The 17,976-nt window shown below is 73.5% G+C and carries 12 protein-coding genes; 7 read left to right on the top strand and 5 right to left on the bottom strand.

The features are described 5' to 3' along the window. Positions 1–29: 29 nt before the first annotated feature. The 4 genes from ACIOSR_RS09170 to ACIOSR_RS09155 all read left to right on the top strand — a co-directional run bounded on the left by ACIOSR_RS09170 (position 30) and on the right by ACIOSR_RS09155 (position 8,050). Positions 30–1,313, top strand: a complete 1,284-nt coding sequence (locus ACIOSR_RS09170; RefSeq protein ID WP_402752428.1) for a Fic family protein — start codon at positions 30–32, stop codon at positions 1,311–1,313. Continuing rightward, a complete protein-coding gene (locus tag ACIOSR_RS09165) occupies positions 1,273–6,204 on the top strand; it encodes a DEAD/DEAH box helicase (RefSeq protein WP_402752427.1) in 4,932 nt (1,643 codons plus the stop codon). Before ACIOSR_RS09170 ends, ACIOSR_RS09165 begins: the two co-directional genes overlap by 41 nt. A 3-nt stretch (positions 6,205–6,207) precedes the next feature. Continuing rightward, on the top strand, positions 6,208–6,984 hold the full coding sequence (locus ACIOSR_RS09160) for an Fpg/Nei family DNA glycosylase (RefSeq protein WP_402752426.1): 777 nt from the start codon (positions 6,208–6,210) through the stop codon (positions 6,982–6,984). A gap of 349 nt (positions 6,985–7,333) precedes the next feature. Continuing rightward, positions 7,334–8,050: a peroxiredoxin-like family protein gene (locus ACIOSR_RS09155; RefSeq protein WP_402752425.1), complete on the top strand. Its 717-nt coding sequence runs from the start codon at positions 7,334–7,336 to the stop codon at positions 8,048–8,050. Positions 8,051–8,142: 92 nt separating this feature from the next. On the opposite strand, the gene ACIOSR_RS09150 is transcribed toward ACIOSR_RS09155, so the two are convergent. Beyond that, positions 8,143–8,607, bottom strand: a complete 465-nt coding sequence (locus tag ACIOSR_RS09150) for an MSMEG_6728 family protein (RefSeq protein WP_173153596.1) — start codon at positions 8,605–8,607, stop codon at positions 8,143–8,145. A 197-nt stretch (positions 8,608–8,804) separates the two neighbouring features. On the opposite strand from ACIOSR_RS09150, the gene ACIOSR_RS09145 reads away from it, so the two are divergent. Then, on the top strand, positions 8,805–9,497 hold the full coding sequence (locus ACIOSR_RS09145; protein ID WP_402752424.1) for a peroxiredoxin-like family protein: 693 nt from the start codon (positions 8,805–8,807) through the stop codon (positions 9,495–9,497). Between the two features lie 215 nt (positions 9,498–9,712). On the opposite strand, the gene ACIOSR_RS09140 is transcribed toward ACIOSR_RS09145, so the two are convergent. Continuing rightward, complete coding sequence (locus tag ACIOSR_RS09140; protein WP_056043796.1) at positions 9,713–11,260, bottom strand: APC family permease; 1,548 nt, start codon at positions 11,258–11,260, stop codon at positions 9,713–9,715. 110 nt (positions 11,261–11,370) lie between these two features. Here ACIOSR_RS09140 and ACIOSR_RS09135 point away from each other — a divergent pair, with 110 nt between their 5' ends. After that, positions 11,371–13,179 (top strand): PQQ-binding-like beta-propeller repeat protein, encoded by a 1,809-nt coding sequence (locus tag ACIOSR_RS09135; RefSeq protein ID WP_402752423.1) that lies wholly within the window; start codon positions 11,371–11,373, stop codon positions 13,177–13,179. 30 nt (positions 13,180–13,209) lie between these two features. Here the strand turns inward: ACIOSR_RS09135 and ACIOSR_RS09130 are convergent, their stop codons facing one another. After that, on the bottom strand, positions 13,210–13,746 hold the full coding sequence (locus ACIOSR_RS09130) for a GNAT family N-acetyltransferase (protein ID WP_402752422.1): 537 nt from the start codon (positions 13,744–13,746) through the stop codon (positions 13,210–13,212). Between the two features lie 52 nt (positions 13,747–13,798). Beyond that, on the bottom strand, positions 13,799–14,062 hold the full coding sequence (locus tag ACIOSR_RS09125) for a hypothetical protein (RefSeq protein ID WP_159827947.1): 264 nt from the start codon (positions 14,060–14,062) through the stop codon (positions 13,799–13,801). Positions 14,063–14,185: 123 nt separating this feature from the next. Here ACIOSR_RS09125 and ACIOSR_RS09120 point away from each other — a divergent pair, with 123 nt between their 5' ends. After that, positions 14,186–15,844, top strand: coding sequence for a PQQ-binding-like beta-propeller repeat protein (locus ACIOSR_RS09120; protein ID WP_402752421.1), 1,659 nt, complete (start codon positions 14,186–14,188; stop codon positions 15,842–15,844). 42 nt (positions 15,845–15,886) lie between these two features. Here the strand turns inward: ACIOSR_RS09120 and ACIOSR_RS09115 are convergent, their stop codons facing one another. Then, positions 15,887–17,908, bottom strand: a complete 2,022-nt coding sequence (locus ACIOSR_RS09115) for a glycosyl hydrolase (protein WP_402752420.1) — start codon at positions 17,906–17,908, stop codon at positions 15,887–15,889. Positions 17,909–17,976: the final 68 nt, after the last annotated feature.

The raw sequence follows: 17,976 nt of genomic DNA, 5'->3' as shown, positions 1-17,976 counted from the left end.
CGCGCTCGGATTCTGACTTGTGAGGTGCCGTGACCGCCACCTGGCCGCCGCTCGACCACGAAGAGGTCGCATGGGTGCCGTCCGGTCGCCCGACGGCCGGATTCCGTGCCGAGCCGTTCGGGTCGACCGTGTTCCGCGCGGCGGTGCCGCCCCTCATCGGCGCACTCGACCCCGCTCCGTCGCCCGAGGTCCGCGCTCTGGCCGAGGACGCCTCTCTCGAACTGACTCGCTTCGATGCCACCCTCGGCGGCGAAGTGGCGGCCTTCGCCCCGCTCCTGCTCCGCAGCGAGGCCCTCGCCTCGTCGCGCATCGAGAACCTGACCGCCAACGCCCGATCCGTGTTCTCGGCCGAGCTCGGGGATGAACGCAAGCGCAACGCGACCCTGATCGCGGCGAACACACGCGCCATGTCGGCCGCGATCGACCTGGCGGACGAACTGACCAGGGCGTCCGTCCTCACGATGCACGCCACGCTGATGTCTGCGGACCCACGACACACTCCGGGCGCCCTCCGGAACGAGCAGGTCTGGATCGGTCGGAGCAGTGCCAGCCCCCTCGGTGCCGAGTTCGTCGCCCCGGTCAGCGCGCGGGTCCCTGGGCTCCTCGACGACTGCCTGGAATTCGCACGACGCGACGACCTGCCCGTCCTCGTCCAGGCGGCCGTGACGCACGCCCAGTTCGAGACGATCCATCCGTTCACCGACGGAAACGGTCGGACGGGGCGCTCCCTCACCCAGGCGATGCTGCGGTCCAAGGGGGTCACGCGGTCCGTGACGGTGCCGGTCTCGGCAGGCCTGCTGACCGACGTCGATGCCTACCACCGAGCCTTGACGGCGTACCGGGCAGGTGAACTCGACCCCATCGTGCGATTGACGGCCGAGGCGTCCCTCCGGGCAGTCGCGAACGCCCGGACGCTCGTCGACGAGCTCCACGACGTCCGGGCATCCTGGTCGACCCGCGTCACCGCGCGGAGCGACTCGTCGGTCTGGCGCCTGCTCGACCTGCTCGTCCACCAACCCGTCCTCGACGCCACGACGGCCGCTTCCCGGCTCTCGCTGGCCCCGAGCAACGTCTACCCCCTGCTCCGACGGCTGGTCGAATCGGGAGTGCTGAAGGAGAAGGCCGAGTACAAGATGGGCACCATCTGGCGCGCGGACGATGTCCTCGAGGCGTTGGACGCGTTCGCGGCACGCTCGGGACGCCGAGGCGAGGCCACCGTGCTGAGCCGAGCCCCTCGGCTGAATGTCGGTGGTGCAGAGCAGGATGGCAACGATGACCGACGTGCTCGACCGCTTCTCCCCCGCGACCCGTGAGTGGTTCCGGGGGGCGTTCGCCGCGCCGACCCGGGCTCAAGAAGGCGCCTGGACGGCCATCAGCCAGGGCGACCACGCCCTCGTCATCGCGCCGACCGGCTCGGGCAAGACGCTCGCGTCGTTCCTCTGGTCGATCGACTCGTTGGCCTCGTCACCCCCGCCCGACGAGAAGCTGCACCGCACCCGGGTCCTCTACATCTCGCCGCTCAAGGCGCTCGGCGTCGACGTCGAACGCAACCTCCGTTCACCGCTCGTGGGCATCACCCAGACCGCGAGACGCCTGGGCACCGAGGCTCCCGACATCACGGTGGGCGTGCGCTCCGGCGACACGAGCTCGAGCGACCGCGGCCGTCTCGCCCGCACGCCGACCGACATCCTCATCACGACGCCCGAGTCGCTCTACCTCATGCTCACGTCGCAGGCGCGCGAGACCCTCAAGGGCGTGCAGACGGTCATCATCGACGAGGTCCACGCCGTCGCCTCGACGAAGCGCGGTGCACACCTGGCCCTCTCTCTCGAACGCCTCGACGCCCTGCTCGAGAAACCCGCCCAGCGCATCGGGCTCAGCGCGACCGTCCGGCCGCCCGAAGAGGTCGCGCGGTTCCTCGCCGGCCCGGCACCGGTCACCATCGTCAACCCCCGCGCCGACAAGAAGTTCGACCTGCGGGTCGTCGTCCCGGTCGACGACATGACCGAGCTCGGCACCGCCGCCCCACTCGAGGGCTCGGCCGCCGGCGCCGCGCCGCAGGGCTCCATCTGGCCCCACGTCGAAGAGGGCATCGTCGACCTGATCGCCGCACACCGCTCGACCATCGTCTTCTCGAACTCACGCCGCCTGGCCGAACGCCTCACGGCCCGCCTCAACGACATCTGGATCGAACGCCAGGGCGGCGACCTCGAGGCCGCCGAGCGTGCCACCGAGGAGGCGCGGGGCCAGCTGGTCACCGCCGGCCCGGTCGGCGACGACGCGGCCGCCGACGCCGTCGACCCCTTCGCCCCGGCACCCGCCGCGCAGCGCAACCCGGCGGTCGGCGGCGGGGCGCCGGCCCAGCTCATGGGCGGTTCGGGGCAGACCGCCGGCAGCGATCCCCTGCTCGCCCGGGCCCACCACGGCTCGGTGTCGAAAGACCAACGAGCCCTCATCGAGGACGACCTCAAGAGCGGCCGACTGCGCTGCGTCGTCGCCACGAGCTCGCTCGAGCTCGGCATCGACATGGGTGCGGTCGACCTGGTCATCCAGGTCGAGTCGCCGCCGTCGGTCGCCAGCGGCCTGCAACGCGTCGGCCGCGCCGGGCACCAGGTCGGCGAGACCTCCCGCGGCGTCCTGTTCCCCAAGCACCGGGCCGACCTGATCCACTCCGCCGTCGCCGCCGAGCGCATGGTCGCCGGGCTCATCGAAGAGCTGCGCGTGCCGACCAACCCCCTCGACGTGCTGGCCCAGCAGACCGTCGCGGCCGTGGCGCTCGACGAACTCGACGCCGACGCCTGGTTCGACACCGTGCGCCGCAGCGCCCCGTTCGCCACCCTGCCGCGCTCCGCCTTCGACGCCACCCTCGACCTGCTCAGCGGCAAGTACCCCTCCGACGAGTTCGCCGAACTGCGGCCCCGGATCGTCTGGGACCGCGTGCACGGCACCCTGACCGGTCGTCCCGGGGCCCAACGCCTCGCGGTGACGAGCGGCGGCACCATCCCCGACCGGGGCCTGTTCGGCGTCTTCATGGTCGGCGAGAAGGCCGCCCGCGTCGGCGAGCTCGACGAAGAGATGGTCTACGAGTCCCGGGTCGGCGACGTGTTCGCCCTCGGGGCCACGAGCTGGCGCATCGAGGACATCACGCACGACCGCGTGCTCGTCTCGCCCGCCTACGGCCAGCCCGGTCGCGTCCCCTTCTGGAAGGGCGACGGCATCGGCAGGCCGGCCGAGCTCGGCAAGGCCATCGGCGGCTACGTCCGCGAGCTGTCGAACTCGAGCGAGGCCGACGCCACCACCCGCGTCGCCGCCGGCGGGCTCGACGAGCGGGCGGCACGCAACCTGATCGCGTTCCTCGGCGAACAGAAGGCCGCCACGTCGTACGTGCCGACCGACACCACCCTCGTGGTCGAGCGCTTCCGCGACGAGCTCGGCGACTGGCGCCTCATCCTGCACTCCCCCTACGGCATGCAGGTGCACGCTCCGTGGGCCCTGGCGGTCTCGGCTCGCATCCGCGACCAGCTCGGGGTCGACGGCGGGGCCATGGCTGCCGACGACGGCATCGTCGTGCGCATCCCCGACACCGACGCCGAGCCTCCCGGGGCCGAGCTGTTCTCGTTCGAGCTCGACGACCTCGACGAGATCGTCACCGAAGAGGTCGGCGGCTCCGCCCTGTTCTCGTCACGCTTCCGCGAGTGCGCCGCCCGGGCCCTGCTGCTGCCCCGGTACAACCCCGGCAAGCGGTCGCCGCTCTGGCAACAGCGTCAGCGCTCGTCCCAGCTGCTCGACGTCGCCCGCAAGTACCCGCAGTTCCCGATCGTGCTCGAGGCCGTGCGCGAGGTGCTGCAGGACGTGTACGACCTGCCTGCCCTGATGAGCCTCACCCGCGACCTCGCCAGCCGCACCGTGCGCATCGTCGAGACCGAGACCGAGGTGCCCTCGCCCTTCGCCCGGTCGCTGCTCTTCGGCTACGTCGCGGCCTTCATGTACGAGGGCGACTCGCCGCTCGCCGAGCGTCGTGCGGCCGCCCTGTCGCTCGACTCGAGCCTGTTGCAAGAGCTGCTCGGCCGGGCCGAGCTGCGCGAGCTGCTCGACGCCGACGTCATCGACCAGCACGAGCTCGAACTGCAGCGCCTCGCCCCCGACCGCCGGGCCCGCGACATCGAGGGCGTCGTCGACCTGTTGCGACTGCTCGGCCCGCTGACCACCGACGAGATCATCGACCGCAGCTGGCTCGCGGCCACCCTCGTCGCCGGCGACGTGGCCGCCCGCGACGACGCCCACCGCGCGCTCGAGACCGCCCTGACCGACCTCGCCTGGTCGAACCGCGTCCTGCGCTTCACCCACGCCGGCACGGTGCGCTGGGCCGGCATCGAGGACGCCTCGCGCCTCCGCGACGCCCTCGGCGTCGCCCTGCCGATCGGCGTGCCGACCGCCTTCGTCGAACCGGTCGACGACCCGCTGGGCGACCTCATCGGCCGGTTCGCCCGCACCCACGGCCCCTTCACTCCCGCCATGGTGGCCGACCGTCTCGGCCTCGGCACCGCCGTCGTGATGGACACCCTGCGGAAGCTCGCCACCCAGCGTCGCGTCGTCGAGGGCGAGTTCCGGCCCCGGCAGCAGGGCAGCGAGTGGTGCGACTCCGAGGTGCTGCGCCGACTGCGCGGCAAGTCGCTGGCCGCGCTCCGGCACGAGGTCGAGCCCGTCGCCCCCGAGACGCTCGGGCGTTTCCTGCCCGCCTGGCAGCACGTCGCCACCGGGCTCAAAGGGTCGGGGCTGCGCGGCCTCGACGGCGTCGTGCAGGTCGTCGACCAGCTCAGCGGGGTCTCGCTGCCCGCCTCGGCCTGGGAGTCCCTGATCCTGCCGGCCCGCGTGACCGACTACAACCCGTCGATGCTCGACGAGCTCACGGCCACCGGCGACGTCATCTGGTCCGGCACCGGCACCCTGCCCGGCAACGACGGCTGGGTCAGCCTGCACCTCGCCGACGGAGCCCAGGTCACCCTGCCCGAGCCGTCCGGAGCCGAGACCGACGACCTGCAACGCGAGGTGCTGGCGGCCCTGGCCGGTGGCGGGGCGTACTTCTTCCGCCAGTTGTCGGACGCCGTGGGCAGCACCGACGACGACGCCCTGGCCACCGCCATCTGGCAGCTCGTCTGGGCCGGGCAGATCACCAACGACACGTTCGCGCCCCTGCGCACCCAGGTGGGCGGCGGACGCACGCCGAGGCCGCGCACCCCGACGCGGTCGCGCTCGTCGTACCGCAGCCGCGGCCGGGTCGCCATGCCTCGACAGGCGGGCCCGCCCACCGTCGGCGGCCGTTGGTCGCTGTTGCCGCTGGCCGAACCCGACGGCACCGTGCGCGCCGCCGCGACGGCCGAGATCCTCCTCGAGCGGCACGGCGTCGTCACCCGCGGCGCCGTCGTCAACGAGGGCGTCCGTGGCGGTTTCTCGACGGCCTACAAGGTGCTCAGCGGCTTCGAAGAGACGGGGCGGGCCCGACGGGGCTACTTCGTCGAGGGCCTCGGGGCGGCCCAGTTCGCGACCGGGCCCACGGTCGACCGCCTGCGGTCGTTCGTGCGCGACGAGGGCGACCGCCGCGACGACGACACCCTCGTCGCCGCGGGTCGTCAGCTCGACGTGCCCGTGGTGACCCTGGCCGCCACCGACCCGGCGAACCCCTACGGGGCGGCCCTGCCCTGGCCCGGGCAGACGCTCGACGGCGCCTCCGCCGACGAGGCCGCGGCCGTGGCGAGCGCGGCGGCACGAGCCGCCACCGCGGCGGCGGCGACCACGGCGACCGGAGCCGGGGAGCGCGCCGAGGCGGGCTCCGCCGCCGGCTCGACCCGCGCCTCCTCGGGGGGCGACGACCGGGCGACGAGCGACACCCCAGGAGGCGCGGGCGGCAAGAAGAAGTCCGGTCACCGCCCGGGGCGCAAGGCCGGTTCGCTCGTGGTGCTCGTCGACGGGCGGCTCGTCGTCTACGTGGAGCGCGGCGGCAAGACGGTGCTGACCTTCGGTGAGCCGGACGAGCGCGAGCTCGCCCTGGCCGCGGGTTCGCTGGCCGCCACCGTGCGCAACCGCATCGGCAAGCTCGCGGTCGAACGTGTCGACGGCGAGTTCGTGTTGGGTACCGCCCTCGGCGACGCCCTGCGCGACGCGGGGTTCGCACCGACGCCGAGCGGCATCCGGCTGAGGGCCTGACCGATGCCCGAAGGAGACACCGTCTACCGCGCCGCCAAGAACCTCGACGCGGTCCTGCGCGGCCAGACGCTCACCGCCAGCGACTTCCGGGTGCCGGCGTTCGCGACCGTCGACCTCAGCGGTGAGGTGATCGACGACGTGATCGCCCGTGGCAAGCACCTGCTGCACCACATCGGCGACCTGACGCTGCACACGCACCTCAAGATGGAGGGCTCGTGGCACGTCTACCGGCACGGCACGAAGTGGAGACGTCCGGCCTACCAGGCGCGCGTCGTGCTCGAGACCGCCGACTGGGTCGCCGTCGGGTTCGACCTCGGCATCGTCGAGCTCGTGGCCCGCGACGACGACGACAGCGTGGTCTCGTACCTCGGCCCCGACCTCCTCGGCCCCGACTGGGACGCGGCGCGCGCCCTCGCCAACCTCGAGGCCGACCCGTCCCGCGAGGTGGGGCTCGCGCTGCTCGACCAACGGGTGCTGGCGGGTGTCGGCAACGTGTACCGCAACGAGCTCTGCTTCCTGAGGGGCGTGCTCCCGACCCGTCCCGTCGGCGAGGTCGAGAACCGGCCCAAGATGATCGACCTCGCTCACCGGCTGATCCAGGCCAACAAAGACCGCGTCGACCGCACGACGACCGGCAAACTCCGCGGCACGACCGACTGGGTCTACGGCCGGGCGGGCAAACCGTGCCTGCGCTGCGGCACCAAGATCAAGAGGGGCGAGCTCGGCGAGAGCGAACTCGAACTCCGCGACACGTACTGGTGCCCTCACTGCCAGAGCTGACGGTCGCCTGCCCGACCGCCACGCCGGCAGGCCGCCACGCCGCCACGCCGCCACGCCGCCACGCCGCCACGCCGCCACGCCGCCACGCCGCCACGATGTAAACATCCCGCCACGCAATCGTGTGGCGGGATGTTTACATCGTGGCGGCTTGGGTCGGCGGCCGAGCAGCGCCGGGATGCAGGGTCGATCGGCAGGGCAGGGTCCGAGCGCCCGAGAGCCCGAGCGCCCGGCCGTCCGGCCGCGTGTGACGCCCCGTGACGCGGATCGGCGTCGGTCCGAGGTGACGTGCCTACGATCGGCGACACCCGACGGCCGTACCCGGCGAGCCCGTCAGCGCGAGAGGACGACCATGTCGAACAGCAACCCCACCGACACCCGCAGCACCGCCAGCACCCCCGCCCCCACCACCATCGCCGAGCAGGTGACCGAGTTCAACGAGGGCTTCACCGCGCAGATCGGCCCCGACTTCTCGAAGGTCTTCGACGACGAGCAGAGCACCCTGCGCGAGGCCGGCGTGCCCGACGACGCCGTGCGACCCGGCGACACCGTCGTCGAGGCGACACTGTTGACGCCGCAGGGCACCGAGGTCTCGCTCGCCGAGACCGTCGGCGAGGGGCCCGCCGTGCTCGTCTTCTACCGCGGCGCCTGGTGCCCGTACTGCAACCTGACGCTCAAGACCTACCAGGCCGAGCTGCTGCCGCGCCTGCGGGAGCGCGGCGTCGCGCTCGTCGCGATCAGCCCGCAGACCCCCGAGGGCTCCGAGGCGTCGGTGACGAACGGCAGCCTGGAGTTCCCCGTGCTGTCCGACCCGGGCAACGTGCTGAGCGGCGCGCTCGGCATCCGCACCGAACCGAGCGCCGACGCCCGCACCGTCCACACCCAGCTCGGGTTCGACGTCGCCGACAGCAACGCCGACGCGACGGGCGACATCCCCTTCCCCACCGTGCTCGTCATCGACCACGACGGGGTCGTCGTCTTCGCCGACGTCCACACCGACTACACGACGCGGACCGAGGTCGACGAGATCGTCGCCGCCCTCGACCTGCTGGAGGCGCGCGCGGCCTGACCCCGCCCGGTCACCCCGTCCGGTCACCGCGCGCGGCCTGACCCCGCGGGGTCACCCGCCCGCCCGGTCACCCCGTCCGGTGACCCCGCCGGTCATCGCGACGCGTCGCCCGAAGTCGGCACGGGCCAGACGTAGTCCAGGTCGGCGGGTTCGTCGCCGAACGCCGCGGCGTAGGCCTCGGGTGCCTTCGCCAGCAGCTTCGACCGGTGCGAGCGGTGGACGTCCTCCCGACCGAACCACGGAGGCAGCTCGAACTCGTCCGCGCGGAACGCCGCCGCGTCGGCGGGGACCTCGTCGAGGGTGGCCAGCGTCTTGTCCAGGCAGGTGTCGGCGAAGCCCCGAGCGACCCACGCCGCGCAGGTCTCGACCTGGTAGGCCATCAGCGCCGGCCGGTACCCCCGCCACATCGCGGTGACCGGATGGCTCTGCCAGCCGTAGCCGGGCACGACGAGCGCCCGCATGACCTGGAGCGTCTCGACCCGCTGCTTGCCGAGACGCTTGTCGTCGAGCACCTCGGCGCTGGCACGGAAGTCGGCGTAGGGAAGGAACGTCTGCACCGCACCAGCCAACACGCCCGTGCGGGGCGCCGTGCGGCCGCCGAGGACGGGCGCGCGGCCGGTCCCGAGCCGGGCCGCGGCCGGACGATTGCGAACACCACCCCGCCCCGTGCGGTCCCCCGGGCGCGCATCCGCCTACCCTCGATCGAGGTGACCGGCCCGAACCCGGTGCACCCCGTCACGGTCGAGAGGACCCCATGTCGAACGCCGACTCCCCCATCCCCACCCGCATCGCCGACAAGGTGACCGAGTTCAACGAGGGGTTCACCGCCGAGATCGGCACGGAGGCCACGAAGGTCCTCGACGACGAGCAGTCGGCCCTCCGCGACACGGGCGTCCCCGCGGCCGCCGTCCGGGTGGGCGACACGATCGTGGACGCGACGCTCGTGACGACCGCCGGCGACGAGGTCTCGCTGTCGGAGACCGTCGGTGAGGGCCCGGCCGTCCTGGTCTTCTACCGCGGCGCCTGGTGCCCGTACTGCAACCTGACGCTCAAGACCTACCAGGCCGACCTGCTGCCCGAACTGCAGGAGCGCGGCGTCGCCCTGGTCGCGATCAGCCCCCAGACGCCCGAGGGCAGCGAACGGTCCGTCGCGAACGGCGGCCTCGAGTTCCCGGTGCTGTCCGACCCGGGCAACGTGTTCGTCCGGGCCCTGGGCATCCAGACCGAGCCGGTCGCGGCCGCCCGTGCGGTGCACTCCGACCTCGGATTCGACGTCGCCGACAGCAACGCCGACGCGACCGCCGACGTTCCGTTCCCGACCGTCCTCGTCGTCGACCGCGACGGCAAGGTCGTCTTCGCCGACGTCCACGTCGACTACACGACCCGCACCGAGGTCGACGAGGTCGTCGCCGCCGTCGACGCGCTCGACACGCCCCCGGCCTCCTGACCGGCACCGCGCCTCCTGCGCCGCACCGCGCCTCCTGACCGGCGCCGCGCCTCCTGCGCCGCACCGCGCCTCCTGAGGCCGAGGAGGCGCGCCCGGCCCGGCCCCGCCGGTCACACCCCGGGCACACAGCGAAAGGACCCCGTCCCCGACGACGGCCCCCGAAGGATCGGGATGCATCGTCCGGGACGGGGTCCTCCGTCGGTCGGCGGTGCCGCTCAGTTCGGACGGCCACCGGCGTCGACGGCGGGTGCCGGGGCGGCGGCGTCCTCGCCGAGACCGACCCGCGAGTGCCGACGCCCGTAGGCGAAGTACACGACGACGCCGATCACGAGCCAGACGGCGAACCGTGCCCAGGTGAGCGTGGTCAGGTTGAACATCAGCCAGACGCAGAGCACCGCCGACAGGATCGGCAGCACGGGCGACAGCGGCACCCGGAACGCCCGCGGGAGGTCGGGCCGGGTGCGCCGCAGCACGATGACGCCGATGCTGACCAGCACGAAGGCCGACAGCGTGCCGATGTTGATCATCTCCTCCAGGACGCCGACGTCGGTGAACCCGGCGATCAGGGCGACGAGCACACCGGCGATGACCTGGACGCGCACGGGCGTCTTGCGGACGGCCGAGGTCTTCGCGAGCCAGCGGGGCAGCAGGCCGTCGCGCGCCATCGAGAAGACGATGCGGGCGAGGCCGAGCAGCAGCACCATGATGACCGTCGTCAGGCCGATGAGGGCTCCGATGGCGATGACCTGGGCGGCCCAGCCGACGCCGACCAGGTCGAAGGCCGTGGCCAGGGTCGGGGCCTCGACGGCGGCGAGGTCGCGGTACGACACCATGCCGGTGAGCACGATGGACACCATGACGTAGAGCACGGTGACGATGGCCAGGCCCAGGAAGATGCCGCGGGGCATGGTCTTCTGCGGGTTCTTGACCTCTTCGGCGCTGGTCGCGACGACGTCGAACCCGATGAAGGCGAAGAAGACGAGCGAGGCGCCGGCGAGCAGGCCGAAGACGCCGTACTGCGCGGGCTCGGCACCCGAGACGAACGAGAAGAGGGACTGCGTCCAGACGTCTCCCTCGCCGGCCGGTCGGGGCTGCGACGCCGGGACGAAGGGCGTGTAGTTCGACGACTTGACGAAGAAGAAGCCGACGACGATGACGAACAGCACGATCGCGACCTTGATCACGGTGAAGACGCTGCCCACGCGCGAGCTGAGCTGCGTGCCCAGGACGAGCAGCACGGTGAAGAACGCGACGATGACGAACGGCGCCCAGCTCAGCTCGAGCGGCCCGATCGACAGGGTGTCGGGCACGTCGAGACCGAAGCCGGAGAACACGGTGCTGAGGTAGATGCCCCAGTACTTGGCCAGCACGGCCGCCCCGGTGAGGGTCTCGAGGATGAGGTCCCACCCGATGATCCAGGCCAGGAACTCGCCGAGGGTGGCGTAGGTGAAGGTGTACGCGCTGCCCGCGACGGGGATGGTCGAGGCGAACTCGGCGTAGCACATGATCGCCAGGCCGCAGGTGACGGCCGCGAGGATGAACGACAGCGTCACGCCCGGGCCCGCGAAGTTCGCGGCGGCGTTGGCGCCCACCGAGAAGATGCCGGCCCCGACCGCGACGGCGATGCCCATGAGGGTCAGGTCGGTGACGCCGAGCGAGCGCTTCAGCCCGTTCTCGGGTCCCGTCGAGTCGGCGAGCGACGACTCGACCGACTTCGTGCGCCACAGGGTGCTGAGGCCCCGGGCCTTGGGGACGGTGCTCATGCTGCCTCCTGGGTGGTGCGGGCGATGGGGTCGCCCCGTCTCGGGGGACGACGCGCCAGCATACCGGCGGACCGGCCGCGTCTCGTAGCATGGCGGGCGAGGGGGGCATCGTGGACGGACGACCGTGGCAGCCGACGCGTCCCGAGCGCCCGGCGGCAGCCCGGGAGGCGCGGGCCGGCTCCCCGGCGACGCCCGCCTCCCCGACCGGTCACCCCGACGAGCACGCAGCCGACGCGGATGCTCGCGACGGGCACGACGGGGTGGAGGCCACCGGAGCAGGACGGCGCGCGGGGCGACCCCCGCTGCAGGCGGTCGGACGCCGGACGGGTCGTGCGCTGCGCCGGGGGTGGAGCCGCGCCTCCCGGGCTCGCCGTCTCGGGCTGACGGTCGGTGCCGTCGCCGTGGTGACCGCGCTCGTCGCCGGCGCGGGCCTCGCGATGCAGCCGCGGTACGATGAGCCGGTGCGCCCCGCGATGCTCGTCGACGACCTGCGGTCCGAGCCCACGGCGACCGTCTGGCGGACCGACCTGGCCGGTGCGGCCACGCCCGGCATGCCCTCGGGGTGCGCCTACTACGCGTTCGCCGGGATGGTCGGCGACGACGCGCTCGTCACCGCCCAGTCGGCCGAGCAGTCCGACCGCTGCGGGGGTGCCGGAGGGCGCCTGGCCCGGGTCGACGGCGACACCGGTGACGTGGTGTGGAGCGCGAACGTGGCCACGGCCCTGGGGCGGGCCGTGCGGTCGGTCCGGGTGACGCCGGACGCCGACGGACGCACCGCCACCCTGGTCGTCGAGGTCGACGCGGGTTCGACCCTGGCCCGGCTGGACCTGCGGACGGGCGAGGTCACCGACTGGTCGGCGGCGGTCGAGTCGTCAGATCCCGACCAGGTGACGCGCATCGAGGAGGTCTCGTCGACGACCGTCCTCGTCTCGCACCAGCCCCGGACGAGGTTCGGGCCCGACGGCTCGGGGCCGACCACCGACGAGGGCGACGTGACGGGGTACGAGCTCCGTGCCCTCGACGCCCCCGACGCCGTGTCGTGGCGAGCCGACGAACCGTCGCAGGCCACCGTGAGGCTCGTCGACGACGAGTTCTACGTGCTGACGACGGCCGGCGACGGATCACGGGTGATCGATGCCGCCACCGGTGACGTGCACCGCCTGCCGATCGACGACGACACCTACGGCTGGCCCGAGGCGGCCGGCGACCACGTCGTCGTGACGCTCGCCGCCCCCTCCGGGCAGCAGCTGGTCGCCTTCTCGCAGGACCGGCCGGGCACCGTGGACTGGTCCGCCGACCTGTCGGGCGACGCCTCGCTGATCGTGTCGGACCGGTGCGTCACGGTCACGGCCCCCGTCGTGAGCGGCGACCCGGTGGTCGCCGGGCCGAGGGGCTCCGACGACTCGGGCGACACGACCGACGCGGGCGACACCGCCGACGCGGACGGACCCGTGGGTCGGAGCGCGGTCACCTGCCTGTCGCCCTCGACCGGCGAGACCGTGTGGTCGACCACGGTCCCGGTCGCCAGCGGACAGACGGTGCAGTCGGGGTGGAACCCCTCGCCGAGCTCCGCCTTCGACGACGTGCAGGTCACCGTCTCACCGTCCAGCGACTTCGGCGACGAGACCTCGACCGTGACGACGTTCGACGCCCACGACGGGCGCGTGGTCTTCGAGGCGACCCTGCCGGGGTACTCGGCACCCCTCGCCCAGGGCCGCACGACCGTCTACCAGCAGACCTTCGGGGTCGACGGGCGTCTGGCGATCGTCGCCCTCGACCGGTCGAGCGGCCGCGAGCTCTGGCGGACGTCGCGTGACGACGTGCTGACGTACGAGTTCTGGGGGCAGCACCTGGTCGTCGTGACCCAGGACGGCGTCGTCCGACGCCTGGGCGATCCGACGGCGGTGGCCGACCGCTGACGACACGGCTGCGGCGCCGACGCGCTCGGCTCAGAGCAGCCGGTCGAACCGCTGCGTGGGCCGCTTCAGCAGCGAGTGCTCGAACGGGTCGCCCGCGGCCACCCACCCCTCGCTCTCGTAGAGCCCGACCGCGGCGACGTTGTCGAGGAGTGCGTGCAAGACGACGCGGTGGTGGCCGAGCGCGCCGAGCCGGCGGGTCGCCTCCCTCAAGAGGGCACGCCCCAGCCCGCGCGCCTGGGCGCCGGGCCTGGTCGCCAGCAGGCCGACGACGGGGGCGTCCTCGGGGTCGCCCGGCAAACCGCTGCCGGGCCGCGTCGCGAGCACGAACCCGTCGACGCCACGAGGCCCGTCCCCGTCGGGCCCGTCCCCGTCGGGCCCGTCCACGGCGGGCGCGTCCGCGACCAGCCAGACGACGCCCGCGCCGAACTTCGGCCGGGCCCGCTCGGCGACCCCGTCGAACGCTCGCCCGTCGCGTGCGGCGCACGCCGCGACCCAGACGGCCAGGCACGCCTCGACGTCGGCCGGGACAGCACGCCGCAGTTCGTGCACGGCACCGTGACTAGACACGGTGGGATGCACGAGACGCGGTGCGGTGCTCCACGGCCCGGTTCGACACGGGCTACCCCCGCACCAGCAGCGGGAACACGAACACCGCGAAGAGGAAGAACGCCGCCATGACGCCGAACACGACGTAGGTGCCGCGGCCGACGACCCGCTGACCGGAGGCCTCGCGGCGCTGCAACACGCGGCGACGGTAGATCACCTGGATGACCACGAGCACGACGATCGCCAGGGCGAGGATCGAGATGACGACGGCTTCGATGGCACGGCTCCTTCGGGGGACGGGCGACGAGAGGGCGAACGGGCGGAGCCGCTCGTGCACCGGCGGGCGGGACCGGACGGCCCGCACCAGCCTAACGGCCGACCCCGGGAGCCCATGAGGCGCGGGTCGCGACCCCGGGACCGCTCACGGCCCGCCCGCACGCCCGCCTCGTACCATGGCCGGGTGACGGACGACGCCCGACCGAGCGACCAGCCGTTCGCGCGCGCCCGCCGCCGCGGGACCGCCGTCTGGCACCGCGCCTCCCGCCCTCGCCGGCTCGCCCTCGTGGCCGCCGCGGTCGCCGCCGCCGCGGCGCTCGTGACCACCGTCGGCCTGGTCGAGGCACCGCGGTACTCGTCGGCCGCCGCGCTCGACGGCGTCGTCGGCGACGACCTGCGGCACGAGCCCGTCCCCTGGTCGTGGACGCTGACGCCCGCCGACGTCGGCGTGCCGGCGGACCAGGGTCGGTGCCTCCTCTGGCAGGCGGAGCCCGCGGTGGGCCCCGACCGGCTCGACGGCGACGTCCTCGTCAGCGCCGGCGGTGCCGCGGGCGACGACGGCAGGGGCACGAGCGCCGCCACGGACGTCGGCGCCGACTGCCGCTTCGACGGCGGCTTCGGCAGCACCGCGCAGGCCGTCAGCAGGCTCGCCCGGGTCGACCCCGTCGACGGCACCGTCCGCTGGTGGGTCGACCTCGGCACCGAGCTCGACGCCGGCAGCGGCTTCGTCCAGGTCTGGCCCGCCGACGGCGCCACCGACACGGCCCTCGTCTCGACGCTGGGCTTCGGCGGGGACGGGTTCGCCTCGTCGTACGCCCGCCTCGACCTCGGGACCGGCGAACTGACCGACGTGACCACCTCGCCGAACGGGCGTGCGCGCCTGACCGACGCCACCGCCTCCTGGGCCCTCGTCTCGAGCGACCCGCAGTTCTCGTACCAGGACTCCCGCGTCTACTACGACGCGGAGCCCGGCACGGGCGAGTTCTCGCTCTACGCCGCCGACGACCTCGACACCCCCGTGTGGACGGGCGAGACCACCGGCAGCCAGGACGAGGCCCTGACCCCCGACGGTCTGCTCGTCCTCGACGGCGGGACCATCACCGCGGTCGACGGACGCACCGGCGAGACGCACGACTGGGGGCCCGACCTGCCGACCGCCACGACCCTCGTCGTCGACGGCGACCTCGTCGTCGTGGGCCTCGACCCGGCGATCCCCACCTCGACCGACGACACGGACGGCACGGTGGTGGCGCTCTCGCTCGACGGGCGCGAACTCTGGCGGCACGGCTTCCGCCAGGACCGCGGGGTGCAGGCGACCGGCGACTGCCTCGTCTTCTCGACCACGCCCGGGGTCGTCTGCGTCGACCGCCGCACGGGCGCCGAGCTCTGGACGACCCCGCCCCGCGACCGCCGCCACGGGCTCGCGCGGGTGACCACCGACCCGGCCGGCGACCGGGGGTCGCTCGTCTTCGCCCAGACCTTCGAACCAGGAGGCGCGGCGGCGGTGTCCGGCGACCTCACGTCGGACGAGGCGGCCCAGCGCACCGTCCGCCTGCTCGACGCGGCGTCGGGCCACGAGGTGGCCCGGGCGGTGGTGCCGGGCGAGTCCCAGATCGCGCTCGTCGGCCGTACGACCGGCTACGCCACGACCGCCTCGAGCGGTCGCACCTCGACGGTCACCGCCTTCGACCTGGCCGACGGCCGCCGCCTCTGGCAGCTCGACACGGACCGCGACCAGCTCGGCTTCTGGGGCGGCACCCTCGTCGCGAACCACCCCGACGGCAGCGTGCAGCGCCTGGTCGACCCGGTGCGCCTGGTCGAACCGGTGCGCCTCGTCGGCTGAGCCGGGCCCGCCCTCGCCGACCCGCGCCTCCTGCGCTCGGCCCTACCGCGCCCCGGCGGTCATCACGTAGGCCATCGCGTAGGCCCGCGAGTTGCCGTCGTCGATGCCCGTCTCGGGCAGGTCGGCCAGTGCCGTCAGGGCCGCCGCGGCCTGGTCGGGCCCCTCGAGGGCCGAGTACATCAGCACGTAGTCGCCGAGCGGCCGGTCGAAGCCCGAGGCGCTCGCCTCGTCGACCACGCGCGCGATCTGCCGGGCGCCTCCGCCCGCCGACGACGTCAGGTACGACACCGAGGTCGGGCTCAGCGGGATCAACTGGATGCCCGCGATCGCCGACGGCTCGGCCGAGAACCAGGTGCCGTAGTCGCGCTTGCCACCCCAGGTCAGCGAGACGATCGCGTGTCCGTAGCCGGCGGACGTCGGGCCGGTCAGGTCGGGGGCGAGCCAGTAGGCCAGCGCCGACGAGGCCTCGCCGCTGAGCATCCACGACGCCTCGTCGCCGAGCGCGTCGTCACCCGTGGCCGCGGCCCAGAGCGACAGGCCCGCGTAGGCGTTGACCGCCTCGGACGACGACTCCTGGTTGTTCCCGTCGGCGAACGGCGAGTAGCCCGAGGCCCAGCTGTGCGACCAGTAGGGGTCGAAGGCACGCCGGTCGGGGAACGACCCGTTGTCGGCGCCCGAGGCGATGTCGGCGGCGAGCAGGTCCATGACCGGACGCCAGCGCTCGGCCAGTTCGGGGTCGTCGGCCGCGACGACGCCGGCGGCGTAGAGGAAGTAGCCGTAGTGGAAGTAGTGGTCGTTGAACTCGTCCGAGCCGAACGACGCCGCCTTGCCGACGACGCCCTTCACGGCGGGGTCGTAGACGAAGCACTCCTGCTCGCGCGTCTCGCAGCCCGAGGGGTCGGTCCACCGGTCGAGTCGGTCGACGACCGACGTGCGGAGGGTCTCGGCCGACGCGTCGTCCCCGAGCTGCCGGGCGAGCTGCAGGAGCATCGCCGACCGGTAGAGCGCCTTGCCGCCGTAGTAGGTGTCGACCGGCGTCTCCGCCGTGCGGGCGACGTCGGCCTCGACCTGGTCCTCGAGCTGCGTCCTCTGGTCGTCGCTCAGCCTCGAGAGGTCGAGCCCGGTCGAGGCCGTGGTGACCGGTGCGTCGAACGCCAGCGTCGAGCCGATCGACAACGGGACGGTGCCGTAGATCGTGTCGTAGCCCAGCCCGGTGCCGCCACCCGTCGCCGCGTCGCCCATGTGCGGGGCCGGGACGAGCAGGGTGTCTCCCCCGGCCGCCGTCTCGTAGCCGAGCTCGGTGGTCGACACCGCCGACGACCCGGACCCGGAGGCGCGGTGCGCGGTGGTCACCGACGTCAGCGGCGAGGCGGCCGCGTCGAGCACCGTCCGCACCTGCTCGTCGGTGGCCCCGTCGGGCAGCGGCACGAGGACGACCGAGCCGCCCTCGTCGAGCCGGACCGCCGTGCCGTCGAGGCTGCCGTCCGTCACGGCGACGCCCCACGTCGTGCTGCCGACGGTGAACGTGCCGCGCCCGTCGCCGACGGTCGTGACGGCAGTCCCGAGGGTGTCGGTCTGCGCGGTCGCGGCGGTGTACGAGACGACCGGCGAGCCCTCGGCGACGGTCGTGTGACCGAGCACCGCGTCGCCGTCGAGGTGGGCGATCGTCACCGAGACGTCGTCGTAGGCACTGATCTCGGTCGCCGAGGCCTGGACGTCGAGGGTGACGTCGGGCAGGGCGGGCGACACGATCGCCTTCTCGGAGGCCACCGGCACCGGGAGTCCCGCGGCGAAGCCGGCCTGCGTCAGCTGGAACGAGATCGGGAACGGGAACACGGGCGTCGGCTCGTCACCGAAGACCAGCCCCGAGAACCAGGTGTTGGTGGGCGGGACGAGGCCGTCGGCGAGGCGCATGGTCGGGACGGTGCCGACCGACTCGTGGGGCAGGGCGGCGACCAGGGGGTCGACCTGCGAGGAGGGGAACACGTCGCCTCCGGCGTCGGGGCGGCCCGTGGTGTCGCCGTCCGTGTCCGAGCCGCCGGTGCAGCCGGCCAGCACGAGCACGCCGGCCGTGCCGAGGGCGACTCCGGCGAGGACCCGGCGGAGGGTCGGGAGGCGCGGGGCGGGTCGGA

The sequence above is a fragment of the Frigoribacterium sp. NPDC087798 genome, from assembly GCF_044742985.1.
GTDB lineage: Bacteria > Actinomycetota > Actinomycetes > Actinomycetales > Microbacteriaceae > Frigoribacterium.
The sequence above is the reverse complement of the archived record's forward strand: the minus strand, read 5'-3'. Positions and strand labels throughout refer to the sequence as shown.

Excerpts from the sequence above, each read along its gene's own strand:
- ACIOSR_RS09165 (WP_402752427.1), top strand. The coding sequence starts at position 1,273 with ATGACCGACGTGCTCGACCGCTTCTCCCCCGCGACCCGTGAGTGGTTC.
- ACIOSR_RS09160 (WP_402752426.1), top strand. The coding sequence starts at position 6,208 with ATGCCCGAAGGAGACACCGTCTACCGCGCCGCCAAGAACCTCGACGCG.
- ACIOSR_RS09155 (WP_402752425.1), top strand. The coding sequence starts at position 7,334 with ATGTCGAACAGCAACCCCACCGACACCCGCAGCACCGCCAGCACCCCC.
- ACIOSR_RS09145 (WP_402752424.1), top strand. The coding sequence starts at position 8,805 with ATGTCGAACGCCGACTCCCCCATCCCCACCCGCATCGCCGACAAGGTG.
- ACIOSR_RS09140 (WP_056043796.1), bottom strand. The coding sequence starts at position 11,260 with ATGAGCACCGTCCCCAAGGCCCGGGGCCTCAGCACCCTGTGGCGCACG.